At 69.0% G+C, this 11,799-nt stretch carries 10 protein-coding genes; 4 read left to right on the top strand and 6 right to left on the bottom strand.

The genetic code is table 11. The features are described from left to right. Positions 1 to 38 precede the first annotated feature (38 nt). Complete coding sequence (locus BLR49_RS02600; RefSeq protein WP_092532841.1) at positions 39 to 1,091, bottom strand: LacI family DNA-binding transcriptional regulator; 1,053 nt, start codon at positions 1,089 to 1,091, stop codon at positions 39 to 41. A 468-nt stretch (positions 1,092 to 1,559) separates the two neighbouring features. On the opposite strand from BLR49_RS02600, the gene BLR49_RS02605 reads away from it, so the two are divergent. From BLR49_RS02605 to BLR49_RS02620, 4 genes are all read left to right on the top strand, one after another. Next, complete coding sequence (locus BLR49_RS02605) at positions 1,560 to 2,759, top strand: Gfo/Idh/MocA family protein (protein WP_092532844.1); 1,200 nt, start codon at positions 1,560 to 1,562, stop codon at positions 2,757 to 2,759. 50 nt (positions 2,760 to 2,809) lie between these two features. Continuing rightward, positions 2,810 to 3,808 (top strand): sugar phosphate isomerase/epimerase family protein, encoded by a 999-nt coding sequence (locus BLR49_RS02610; RefSeq protein WP_092532847.1) that lies wholly within the window; start codon positions 2,810 to 2,812, stop codon positions 3,806 to 3,808. 300 nt (positions 3,809 to 4,108) lie between these two features. Continuing rightward, positions 4,109 to 6,163 (top strand): phosphate acetyltransferase, encoded by a 2,055-nt coding sequence (gene pta, locus BLR49_RS02615; protein ID WP_092532850.1) that lies wholly within the window; start codon positions 4,109 to 4,111, stop codon positions 6,161 to 6,163. 85 nt (positions 6,164 to 6,248) lie between these two features. Next, complete coding sequence (locus tag BLR49_RS02620; protein WP_092532853.1) at positions 6,249 to 7,433, top strand: acetate/propionate family kinase; 1,185 nt, start codon at positions 6,249 to 6,251, stop codon at positions 7,431 to 7,433. Positions 7,434 to 7,452: 19 nt separating this feature from the next. Here BLR49_RS02620 and BLR49_RS02625 read toward each other — a convergent pair whose 3' ends face one another. From BLR49_RS02625 to BLR49_RS02645, 5 genes are all read right to left on the bottom strand, one after another. Then, complete coding sequence (locus BLR49_RS02625; RefSeq protein ID WP_092532858.1) at positions 7,453 to 8,007, bottom strand: ribonuclease H family protein; 555 nt, start codon at positions 8,005 to 8,007, stop codon at positions 7,453 to 7,455. A gap of 99 nt (positions 8,008 to 8,106) precedes the next feature. Then, positions 8,107 to 8,373 carry an HPr family phosphocarrier protein gene (locus BLR49_RS02630; RefSeq protein ID WP_073328472.1) on the bottom strand — a complete coding sequence of 89 codons (267 nt, stop codon included), beginning with the start codon at positions 8,371 to 8,373 and terminating at the stop codon, positions 8,107 to 8,109. 98 nt (positions 8,374 to 8,471) lie between these two features. Continuing rightward, positions 8,472 to 9,905 carry an ABC transporter substrate-binding protein gene (locus BLR49_RS02635; protein ID WP_092532861.1) on the bottom strand — a complete coding sequence of 478 codons (1,434 nt, stop codon included), beginning with the start codon at positions 9,903 to 9,905 and terminating at the stop codon, positions 8,472 to 8,474. Between the two features lie 8 nt (positions 9,906 to 9,913). After that, positions 9,914 to 10,861, bottom strand: a complete 948-nt coding sequence (locus tag BLR49_RS02640) for a carbohydrate ABC transporter permease (protein WP_092532864.1) — start codon at positions 10,859 to 10,861, stop codon at positions 9,914 to 9,916. Between the two features lie 15 nt (positions 10,862 to 10,876). After that, positions 10,877 to 11,782: a carbohydrate ABC transporter permease gene (locus tag BLR49_RS02645; protein ID WP_092532867.1), complete on the bottom strand. Its 906-nt coding sequence runs from the start codon at positions 11,780 to 11,782 to the stop codon at positions 10,877 to 10,879. Between the last annotated feature and the right edge of the window lie 17 nt (positions 11,783 to 11,799).

Here is an 11,799-nt window from a genome sequence, read left to right on the forward strand (position 1 = left end):
CTCCACTTGACCCGGTCGCCCCACTGTGGGCGGCCGGGTCAGGCCGTGGAGTCACGCACGATCAGCTCGGGGTCGATCAGGTAGGACCAGCCGCCCTGCGGGCGCGCCTGGCGCACGACGCCGCCGGGCAGGTCCAGCGGATCATCGACACCCGCGCCGGGGTGGACCCGCTCCAGGAGCGTGCGCACCGCCACCGCGGCAATCAGTGCGGCGTCCTGGCGCACCGTGGTCAGGGAGAATGCCGACGACGCCGCCACGGGAATGTCGTCGTAGCCGCACACGGCGAGCTCACGGGGCACCCGGAAGCCCCGCCGCCGCAGTTCCATGAGCGCCCCGACGGCGGCATGGTCGTTGAAGCAGACGACGGCATCGGGCAGGCTCGGCTCCTCCGCCAGCACGGCCGCACCACGGGCGCCGGCGTCCTCGTCGGCCCCGCCGGGGAGCACCCGCGCCGCCTCAACCAGGCCGTGTGCAGCCATGGCGGCGCGGAATGCGGCTACACGGGCCGCGGAGGCCGACTCGGCTCCGCCGTCGAGGTAGACGATGCGGCGCCTGCCGGTGGCGACGAGGTGATCGATTAGAGCGGTAATGCCGACGTCGTCGCGCGAGCGCACCTCGTCGATCCCGGCCACGGCGGTGGTGCGGCACACCACCACGGTGCGCACCCGTCCCTCGGCCCAGGCGAGCGCCTCCTCCGGGATCGCGGGATCCACCAGCACCAGGCCCTCGCAGTGGTCGGCCAGCAGGGCGTGCAGTCCCTCGACCCCGCCGCGGTGCGGCGTGACGGCAGCGAGCGTCAGGGAGTGATCCAGCGCGGCGCACGCCTGGTACAGGCCGTCGACGACGAGCCCCTGGAAGGCCTGTCCGACCGCGAAGCTCACCCCGATCAGCCCGGAGTGGCTGCGGCGCAGCAGGCGCGCTCGGGAGTCGGCCTCGTATCCCAGCTCACGCGCGGTCCGCAGGATCGCCTCGCGGGTGGCGGGAGCCACGCCCGGGGCACCATTGAGCGCAGCCGACACGGTAGACACCGACCGACCACAGCGCGCCGCGACCATGGCGATGGTGATGCGCGAGGCGCTATCTCGAGGCATGCACTTCCTCCTACGACGCTGCGTACCGACGGCCCGTCCGAGCTCCTCGCCCGAGTACGGGCGGGCGGTGTGATTCGCGGATTCTATGAGCCCTGCCGAAGCGGCCGCGGCCGCACGCGTCGGCGGCCGCACCGCACGACCTTAGAGGCAATTCACGACCTTGGGGTACAGATCACGACCACCCCAGGGTCGTGCAGCGTACCCCAGGGTCGTGCAGCGTACCCCAGGGTCGTGAAGCGTCGGCCGGGAGAAGCGGAAGAGCTCCGAGGCATACCGGGTTTGTCCTGACTAATTTCAGACTCATCGACTCCCGCCCCTTGACGAGCCGAGCGCACGCAGACCATACTCTCCTCAAGGAATTCACGCGCGTGAATTTGTGGCGCCACACCCCCTGCCGCTGCCCGCAGTCGGCATCTGCCGCCGCTCACGCACGCATGCCATCACTACCACCGTCAACGAGGACAAACCATGAGCCACACCTCTCTGTCAGTCGCCGTCATCGGAGCCGGCATGGCCGGCACCACCCACGCCAACGCCTGGCGCCAGGTCGGCACCGTCTACGACCTCGGCCTGCCCAAGATCCGCCTGGCCGCCATCGCCGACGCCTACGAGCCCTTCGCCAAGGACGCCGCCGAACGCTACGGCTACGAGAAGGCCGTCACCGACTGGCGCGACATCGCCGACGACCCCAGCATCGACATCGTCTCCATCGTGGTCGGCAACGCCCTGCACCGCGAGATCGCCGAGGCCCTGATCCGCGCCGGCAAGCACGTGCTGTGCGAGAAGCCCCTGGCGGACACGCTGGAGTCCGCCAGGGCCATGGCCGAGGCCGAGCGGGCCGCCGGCACAGTCACCGCCGTCGGCTTCACCTACCGCCGCAACGCGGCCATCGCCGAGATCGCCAAGCTGGTGCGCGAGGGCCACCTGGGCGAGATCAACCACTTCGAGGGCCGCTACTGGTGCGACTACGGCGTCGACCCCAACACCCCGATGGCCTGGCGCTACTCCGGCCCCATGGGCTCCGGCGCCCTGGGCGACGTCGGCAGCCACCTGATCGACACCGCCGAGCTCATCTGCGGGCCGCTGGTGTCCGTCTCCGGCGGCGCCATGATGACCTCCATCAAGCAGCGGCCCGTCGCCAAGGGGCACGTCACCCGCGGCACCGCCCTGGACACCTACGCGGTGGAGCTGGCCGAGGTCACCAACGACGACGTCGCCACCTTCACCGGGCACTTCGCCAGCGGCGCGGTCGGCACCTTCTCCTGCTCGCGCGTGGCCTGGAACATGCCCAACGCCATGATGCTGGACGTGCTGGGCACCAAGGGGCGGGCCTCCTGGGACCTGGCCCGCTGCGGCGAGATCAAGCTCGACGACGTGAACTCCCCCGCCGGCCTGGGCGGCGCCCGCCAGGTGCTGGTCAACCCCACCTTCCCCTACTTCGCACGCGGCTCGTCCATGGCCTTCGGCGGGGTGGGCCTGACCCAGATCGAGCAGTTCACCTACCAGGCCTACGCCTTCCTGCAGCAAGTCGCCGGAGTCACCGAGGGCGCGCTGCCGCCCTGCGCCACCTTCGCCGACGGCTACCGCGAGATGCTCATCGCCGACGCCGTAGCCACCTCCGCCGCCAACGGCGGCGCCGCCGTCGACCTCACCCCCTTCAACCGCTGACCCCGCCATACGGCCACACCTACCAACCACACTCGAAGGAGAGACCCACCATGGCACTCAACTACGGCGCCTACACCGCGTGCCTGTCCGACCGACCCCTGGAAGCCGCCCTCGACGTCCTCAAGGAGGCCGGCCTGACCGGCGCCGAGGTCAACGTCGGCGGATTCATCCCCTCCCCACACTGCCCGGTGGACGCCCTGCTCGCCTCCCAGGCGGCCCGGGAGGACTACCTGGGCGTCTTCGCCGAGCGCGGCATGCGCCTGTCCGGCCTGAACACCTCGGGCAACCCCACCTCGCCGCTGCCCGCCGAGGGCATCAAGCACGCCGAGGACATCCGCAACGCCATCAAGCTGGCGGGCCTGCTCGGCGTCGGCGAGATCGTCACCATGTCCGGCACTCCCGGCACCGACCCGACGGCGAAGTACCCCACCTGGGTGGTCAACCCGTGGAACGGCATCGACATGGAGATCCTCGCCTACCAGTGGAGCGTGGTGGTGCCCTTCTTCAAGGAGATCGACGCCCTGGCCCGGGACCACGGAGTGCAGGTCTGCCTGGAGCTGCACCCGCGCAACCTGGTCTTCAACATTCCCTCCTTCGAACGACTGGTGGAGGAGACCGGGGCCACGAACATCAAGGTGAATATGGACCCCTCGCACCTGTTCTGGCAGCAGATGGACCCGATCGCCGCCACCAAGCGCCTGGGGAGCCTCGTCGGCCACGTCCACGCCAAGGACACCAAGGTCTTCCCCGGCGCCGCCTACCGCGGCGTGCTCGACACGGACTTCGTACCGGTCCCCGCCGAGGCGGAGAACAAGACCCCGGTCGCCTACGGCTACTGGTGCGCTGCCTGGCCGCAGGACCCCGCCTGGCGGTTCGTCGCCCTCGGCCTGGGACACGACACCGACTACTGGGCCGAGTTCCTGCGCACCATCACCGCCGTCAACCCGGACATGAACGTCAACATCGAGCACGAGGACGCCGACTACGGCAACGTCGAGGGACTGCAGCTCTCGGCCGCCAACCTGCTCGCGGCAGCCGCCAAGCTCTGAATGGCAACCGCCCCGGCCGCCCCATGACGGGCGGGAGGAGGCGGCCTCGGCTTACCACCCGCGGCCCTCGTACCTCGGGCCGCTCCCGCCGGCCCGGCCACACCTCCTCCCGCCCGCGCCCGTCCCACTGCTCCCGCTGCTCCCGCCCGGCAAGTGACCAAAAAGTCGGACATAAACGTGCGTAGGCCGACTCTGCGGCCCCCAAGATCGCGCCAATTGGGGCAGACTTAGGTCCGATGCGCTACGGCCGCCCGCGGCGCACCCCACTCGACGTCGAGACGCGAAAAGGACATCCGAACCGTGGCGCGCAGCATTTACATCGCCTCTCCCAATGCCAGCACCGGCAAGTCGACCGTGGCCCTGGGCCTGGTCGCCTCCCTGACGAAAGTCGTGGCGAAGGTCGGCGTCTTCCGCCCCTTCGTCGCCTCCCGCGAGAACGAGCCCTTCCTCGACCTGCTGCTGCGCCGCTGCGGCTCCACCACACCGGCCGCGCAGTGCATCGGCGTGACCTGGGATGAGTTCCACGCCGACCCCGACGAGGCACTGTCCCGCATCGTCGCTGCCTACCGGGCGGTCGCCCGCGACCACGACGTCGTCATCATCGACGGCTCTGACTTCTCCGACGTCGTCGGCAATCCCGAGCTGGCCCTCAACGCCCGCGTGGCCGCGAATATCGGCGTGCCCGTGCTGCTGGTGGTCTCCGGGCAGGGCGTCCCCGATGACGTGCGCGGCAGCGTCGAGGTCTCCATGGCCGAGATCGCCGACAACCACGCCCGCACCGTCGCCGTCGTCGCCAACAAGTGCCCAGCGGACACGCGGGCGGCGGTCGCCGCCGCCCTGGCGGGCCTGCAGGGAGTGACCACCACGACCCTGCCCGAGGTGCCGCTGCTGGGCGCCCCCTCGGTGCGCGAGGTGATGGACGCCGTCGAGGGCACCCTGATCTCCGGCGACGAGGCGCTGCTGGACCGTGAGGCCGAGGGCGTGCTCATCGCCGCCATGGACGTCTCCCACGTGTTGGAGCGCCTGAACGAGGGCCAGGTCGTCATCGTCCCCGCCGACCGGTCCGCCGCCCTGATCTCGCTGGCCGCCGCCCAGGCCTCCACCGGCTTCCCGAACCTGTCCGGGCTGGTGCTCAACGGCGGCTTCGAGGTGGCCCCGCACGCCTTGCGCCTGATCAAGGGGCTGCGGCTGCCGCTGCCGGTAATGACCTCCCCGCTGGATACCTTCGCCGCCGCCTCGGTGGCCGGCTCGCTGCAGGGCGGGCTGGGGCAGGCATCCTCCCGCAAGCTCGACGTCGCCGTGACCACCTTCGAGCAGGAGGCCGACGTCGACGCCCTGCTGGCCGCCCTGGAGGTGGAGCCCAGCGAGGTCGTCACCCCCATCATGTTCCAAGCCGAGCTGATCGAGCGCTCCCGGGGCAACCGCAAGACGATCGTCCTGCCGGAGCCCGACGACGACCGCATCCTGCGCGCCGCCGACGTCATCGCCCGCCGGGGCATCGCCGACCTGATCCTGCTGGGCGACGAGGCCACGGTGCGGGCGCGCGCCGCCGAGCTGGGGCTGGACATCTCCGCCGCCCGGGTCGTGCCCACCGACAGCCCCGAGCTGCTGGAGAAGTACGCCGAGGAGTTCGCCCGCCTGCGCGCCAAGAAGGGCGTCACCCTGGAGCAGGCGCGCGAGCAGGTCCAGGACGTGTCCTACTTCGGCACCATGATGGTGCACATGGGCGACGCCGACGGCATGGTCTCGGGGGCCGCCCACACCACCGCGCACACCATCGTCCCCTCCTTCCAGATCATCAAGACCAAGCCGGGCACCTCCATCGTGTCCTCGGTGTTCCTGATGCTGCTGGAGGACCGGGTGCTGGTGTACGGCGACTGCGCCGTCAACCCCGACCCGACCGCCGAGCAGCTGGCCGACATCGCCATCTCCTCGGCCGAGACGGCCCGCCAGTTCGGCGTGGAGCCGCGGGTGGCCATGCTGTCCTTCTCCACCGGCACCTCCGGGAAGGGCGCGGACGTGGACAAGGTGCGCGAGGCCACCGAGATCGTGCGGGAGAAGGCGCCGGAGCTCGCCGTCGAGGGCCCCATCCAGTACGACGCCGCCATCGACCCGACCGTCGCCGCCAAGAAGGCGCCCGGGTCGGAGGTGGCCGGCCGCGCCAACGTGTTCATCTTCCCCGACCTGTCCAGCGGCAACATCGGCTACAAGGCCGTGCAGCGCTCCTCGGGGGCCGTCGCCATCGGACCGGTGCTGCAGGGTCTGAACAAGCCGGTCAACGACCTCTCCCGTGGCGCGCTGGTGGAGGACATCGTCAACACCGTCGCCATCACCGCCGTTCAGGCCCAGGCCTGACCCGGCGCCTGGGCCGCCGCACACCCGCGGCGGCCCAGGCGCATTCCCAAGTTTCGTCTTCTCCCGAACCGCAGAAAGGCTCATTGTGACTACCCGGACCGTTCTCGTCATCAACTCCGGCTCCTCCTCCATCAAGTACCAGCTCGTCGACCCCGACTCCGGCCAGTCCCTGGCCTCTGGACTGGTTGAGCGCATCGGTGAGGAGGCCGGCACGATCATCCACCGGCACGCCGGCGAGAAGACCCAGTTGGACGAGCCGGTGCCTGACCACGGGTACGGCCTGGCGGAGGTGCTGCGCCTGTTCGACGAGAAGGGCCCGGCCCTGTCCGAGGCGAACATCGTGGCCGTCGGCCACCGGGTGGTTCAGGGCGGGCGCTACTTCTCCGGCCCCGCCCTGGTTGACGAGGACGTGATCACCAAGATCAGCGAGCTGGTGCCGCTCGGTCCGCTGCACAATCCCGCCCACCTCAAGGGCATCGAGGTGGGCCTGGAGCTGCTGTCCGACGTGCCGCACGTGGCCGTGTTCGACACCGCCTTCTTCCAGAACCTGCCGGAGGAGGCCGCCCGCTACGCCCTCAAGCGGGACGTGGCTGACAAGTACTCCATCCGCCGCTATGGCGCGCACGGCACCTCCCACCAGTTCGTCTCCGGCGCCGTCTCCGAGCTGCTGGGCCGCGACGACCTCAAGCAGGTGGTGCTGCACCTGGGCAACGGCGCCTCCGCCTCCGCCGTGGTGGCCGGCCGCGCCGTGGACACCTCCATGGGGCTGACCCCGCTGGAGGGTCTGGTCATGGGCGGACGCACCGGTGACATCGACCCGGCGGCGGTGTTCCACCTGGGCCGGGTGGCCGGCATGAGCGTGGACGAGATCGACTACCTGTTCAACCGGGAGTCCGGCATGAAGGGCCTGGCCGGAGACAACGATATGCGGGAGGTGTGGAAGCGCATCGACGCCGGCGAGCAGGACGCCCGCGACGCCATGGACATCTACCTGCACCGCCTGGTGAAGTACGTGGGCGCCTACACCGCCGTCATGGGCGGTCTGGACGCCCTGACCTTCACCGCCGGCATCGGCGAGAACGACGACCGGCTGCGCGCCGAACTGGTGGAGCGCCTGGGGTTCATGGGCATGCGCCTGGACGCCGAGAAGAACGCGGTTCGCTCCGGCACCGGCCGCATCGTCTCCGCCCCGGACTCGGCCATCGCCGTGCTGGTCTACCCCACCAATGAGGAGCTGGCCATCGCCCGCCAGGCCATGACGCTCATCTGAGGCCGACCGGGCACCGGAGTCAGAAGAGCGTCTCGGCTCGGCTCGGGGCTTGCCGCGGCGCGGGTCTCGGCTCTGCGGAGTCGGGCACCGCATCTGCACCGGGCCGGGTCCAGCCGGGGCCCTCGGGTACGACGGTGCCCCGCTGGTAGGCCGTGGCGGCGGCGCGGGCGCGCTGGTCGGCGGCCTCGTTCATGGGGTGGCCGACGTGCCCGCGTACCCACTCGAAACGCACCTCGCGCCCGCGCATGGCCGCATCCAGCTGCCTCATGAGGTCGTCGTTGAGCACCGGCTTGCCGTCACCCTTGCGCCAGCCGCGCCGCTTCCAGCCGTGGATCCACTTGGTCAGGGAGTTGATGACGTACTGGGAGTCGGCCTGAATGAGCAGTTCCTCACCGGCCAGGCCCGCCTGCGCCGTCGCGCGCAGCAGCTCCAGCACGGCGGTGAGCTCGCCGCGGTTGTTGGTGGAGTTCTCCCAGCCGCCCGCGGCCCAGCAGTCCTCATCCACGTACCAGGCCCAGCCGGCGGGGCCGGGGTTCCCCAGGGCGGAGCCGTCCGCCGCTGCAATGATCGTCATGGGCGCACCCTACCGGCTCCGCAAAGCGCAAGACGCGCCGCCTGCGCACCCGCCTCGGCGAGGCGGAGGGCAGGCGGCGCGTCTTGCGGCGCCAGTGCGTCAGGCGTCGAGGTCGGTCTCGAGGAGGGCCTTGAGCTCCTCCAGGGCGCCGTCGGCGCCGTCGGCGTCCGAGGCAAGGGTGACGACGTCGCCGAAGCCGGCACCGAGCGTCATGACGCCCAGGATGGAGGAGGCGTCAACGGGGGCGCCGCCCTCCTTGGCGATGGTGACGGGGACGCCCTTCTCGGCGACGGCCTTGACGAAGGTCGCGGCGGGGCGGGCGTGGAGGCCGACCTTGGAGGCGATTGTGGCGGTGACCTGGGCCATATGTACTCCTTAGAGAGAACCGGGACCGGCGCCCGGGATGCAGGGACTGCATCTGTGCGCCGATGAGAACCAGCACGATGGCTGATGTCAGGCTCACACTACCCGACTTCGCCGTCGGACGGCGGCGAATACCGCAAGGAATGCGGTTGGGGGTCTCGTTCGCTGTGAACAGAGGTTTCGAACATCAGGTTGACCTGGTCGTTGTAGCCGGTGAGCGTCGACGCCGGCACCCGATCCACCCAGACCGCATCCACTGCCGGCGAGATGATCGCGTTGACGTCGGCCCCGAAGTAGGTCAGCGGGAAGAAGAAGGTCTGCCCGCCCTCCTCCAGGTGCACAGTGAACGGCTCGGTTGACAGGCCGGTCTTCTCGAACACCTCGATGGCCTTGTCCGTGGAGGAGGAGATCGCCGGGAACACGATGCCGTAGGAGGCGACGATGTCCTGCGCCTCGGCCGTGCCCAGAAACGCGACCCACTGTGCGGCCAGATCGATCTTGTCGGAGTCCTTGACGATCGAGTCTCCCAGGCCGTTGAACAGGGAGGCGCGGTTGCCGTTGGGTCCGATCGGGGTGGGCGCGATGCCCACGTTGATGTCCAGGCCCGCGAAGGTGTTGAACATCCAGGCCCCGTGGATCGCCAGCGCGATCGAGCCCGAGCCGAGCTGGATGTCCGTGCTCGTGGCGTCGGAGAAGGCCCCGTTGGGGTTCAGGAAGCCCTTGTCCACCAGGCCGAAGTACCAGTCCAGAGTGCGCTGGAAGTCCTCCTCGTCATAGCGGTAGTGAGTGCCCCAGGTCTCCTTGTCCGTGTAGTGCCAGTTCCCCACCGTGGCGGTGAAGGGGCTCCACTGGGTCTGACCGTCGTTGGACCCGGAGTCCTGAATGCCGAGGCCGTACACCTTCACGTGCTTGGGGTCGAAGCCCTCCTCGTCGCCGCGCACGCCGTTGCGGTCCACGGTGAGGCGGGCAAGGATGCGCTCGAAGCTGCCGCCGTCCTCGAGGTTCCAGTCGCAGTTCTGGATCTCCTCCTCGGAGATACCCGCCTCGGCAAGCATGTCCTGGTTGTAGAAGATGGCCTCGGTGTCCCAGTCCTTGGGGCAGCCGTACTGGCGTCCGTCCTCGCCCTTCCACAGGTCCAGCAGGCCCTCCTGGAAGGCGGATTCGTCTACGCCGGACCAGGCGGCCTGCTCGTCCAGCGGCACGAGCACGTCCAGGTCGACGAACTGGGCGAACTTGGCAATGTGGTCGACGAATACGTCCGGGCCAGTGCCGGCGATGAATCCGGCCGTCAGCTTGGTCCAGTAGTCGTTCCAGCCGATCTGGGTGATGTTGACGGTGATGCCCGTCTTCTCCTTGAACCGCTTGGCGCACTCCTGGTAGGCGGGCTCCTGGCTGGCGTCCCACAGCCAGTAGTCGATCGTGTTGGACTTGGACTGTCTGTCGCCGCCTGAGCAGGCCGCCAGCGTCAGTGCCGTGGCGCCGGCGAGGGCGCCGGTGAGCAGGCCTCGGCGGGTGAGCATGAGTTTGTGATTCATCTCGTTCCTCACTTGATTCCGGTGAAGCCGATGGAGTTGACAATGCGCTTGGCTGACGCCATGAACAGCAGCAGCATGGGCAGGGCGGCAACGAGCGTCGCGGCCATGAGGCCGGACCAGTCGGTGCCGGACGTGGGCGCCTGGGACCGGAACACGGCGACGGCCACGGTCAGCACGCGCGAGGAGTCCGTGTAGGACACCAGCAGGGGCCAGAAGTAGTCGTTCCAGGCGGTGATGTAGGTGATGATCGCCAGCGTGCTGATGGGCGCGGCGGCCATCGGCAGGATCAGCTGGAAGAACACCCTGATCTTGGAGGCGCCGTCGAGCAGGGCGGCCTCCTCCAGCTCCCGGGGGATGTTCATGAAGAACTGCCGCAGGAAGAACACCGCGAAGGGCGTCATGAACATGGTCGGCAGGGCCACGCCCAACAGGTTGTCGATCAGCCCGATCTCCTTGACCAGCACGAAGTTGGGCAGCAGCGTGAAGATCGAGGGCACCATGAGGGCGGCCAGGAACAGGGTGAACACGGCGTCGCGGCCGCGCCAGCGCAGGCGGGCGAAGGAGTAGGCGGCCATGGCGGAGAAGAACACCTGCCCGACAGTGACCAGGGTGGACACGATCACCGAATTGCGCAGGTAGATCCAGAAGTTCATGGAGGCGCCGGAGCCGCCGTCGGCCAGGGCCTCCTCGGTGGACTGCATGCCGAATACGCGGGCGAAGCCGCGCAGGTTGATGTCGACCGGCAGGATGGAGGTGGGATCGGCGGTGATCCCGGCGTTGGAGGACAGGGCGGTGCGCAGCACCCAGTAGAACGGCAGGATCGTGAGGACCATGACCAGGGCCATGAAGATCCAGGCGATGACCCGGCCGACCGAAAGGCCATTCTTTCGCGTGCGGCCGACCTCGGCGTCGGGGCTCGCACCGGCGGCGGGGGCGGTGGTGGTGAGAGTGCTCATGGTTCGTCGTTCCTCTCAGTCCAGGTCCGTCTCGCCCGCACGGGTCATGCGGTACTGGAGAATCGTGATGGCCGCCAGGACGATGAGCAGACCCACCGCCATGGCGGAGGCGTAGCCGAACTGGAAGCGCCCGAAGGCCATGTCGTAGATGTAGTACTGCAGCACGCGGCTGGCATTGACCGGGCCGCCCTGGGTGGTCACCGAGACGGTGTCGAAGACCTGGAAGGAGCCGATCATCGTCATGATCAGCACCAGCGCCAGAATGGGGCGCAGCAGCGGCACCGTGATCTTCCAGAACATGGTCCACTCGCTGGCGCCGTCCATCTTGCCGGCCTCGTAGACCGTGCCCGGGATCGACTGCAGTCCGGCGAAGATCAGCAGCGCCGTGTAGCCCACGTGGCGCCACACGTTGATGACGGCGATGGTGGGGATGGCCAGGGCGGAGGAGAAGAAGTTGACGCTCTCCCCGGTGATGGCCGAGATGATCTCGTTGGAGATGCCCAGCGTGTTGTCCAGGATCCACAGCCACAGCATGGCGACGACGACGTTGGACACCAGGTAGGGGGTCAGCACGATCGAGCGCACCAGCGTGGACTGGGTCAGGCGCTGCATGAGCACGGCGATGATCAGGGCGAGGATCGTCTGGAGGCCGATGTTGATCACGACATACTCCAGCGTCACCCACACGGCGTTCCAGAAGATGGAGTCGCCGATCATGCGCCGGTAGTTGGCCAGGCCGGTGAACTGCTCCGGGGTCAGCAGGTTGTACTCGGTGAAGGACAGCCAGATGCCCCGGATGAGGGGCCAGATATAGAAGGCGATCAGGCCGATTGCGGCAGGAATGATGAAGGCGATGCCGAGCAGGCGATCATCCTTCGGTTTCCTGCGCAGCGACGGCGTGGCCGCGGCGGTGGTGGACATGGATGGTTGCTCCGTTC

The sequence above is a fragment of the Actinomyces ruminicola genome (genome assembly GCF_900103885.1).
GTDB classification, from domain to species: domain Bacteria; phylum Actinomycetota; class Actinomycetes; order Actinomycetales; family Actinomycetaceae; genus Actinomyces; species Actinomyces ruminicola.

Coding starts and splice junctions, on each gene's coding strand:
- BLR49_RS02600 (WP_092532841.1), bottom strand. CDS start 1,091: ATGCCTCGAGATAGCGCCTCGCGCATCACCATCGCCATGGTCGCGGCG.
- BLR49_RS02605 (WP_092532844.1), top strand. CDS start 1,560: ATGAGCCACACCTCTCTGTCAGTCGCCGTCATCGGAGCCGGCATGGCC.
- BLR49_RS02610 (WP_092532847.1), top strand. CDS start 2,810: ATGGCACTCAACTACGGCGCCTACACCGCGTGCCTGTCCGACCGACCC.
- BLR49_RS02625 (WP_092532858.1), bottom strand. CDS start 8,007: ATGACGATCATTGCAGCGGCGGACGGCTCCGCCCTGGGGAACCCCGGC.
- BLR49_RS02630 (WP_073328472.1), bottom strand. CDS start 8,373: ATGGCCCAGGTCACCGCCACAATCGCCTCCAAGGTCGGCCTCCACGCC.
- BLR49_RS02635 (WP_092532861.1), bottom strand. CDS start 9,905: ATGAATCACAAACTCATGCTCACCCGCCGAGGCCTGCTCACCGGCGCC.
- BLR49_RS02640 (WP_092532864.1), bottom strand. CDS start 10,861: ATGAGCACTCTCACCACCACCGCCCCCGCCGCCGGTGCGAGCCCCGAC.
- BLR49_RS02645 (WP_092532867.1), bottom strand. CDS start 11,782: ATGTCCACCACCGCCGCGGCCACGCCGTCGCTGCGCAGGAAACCGAAG.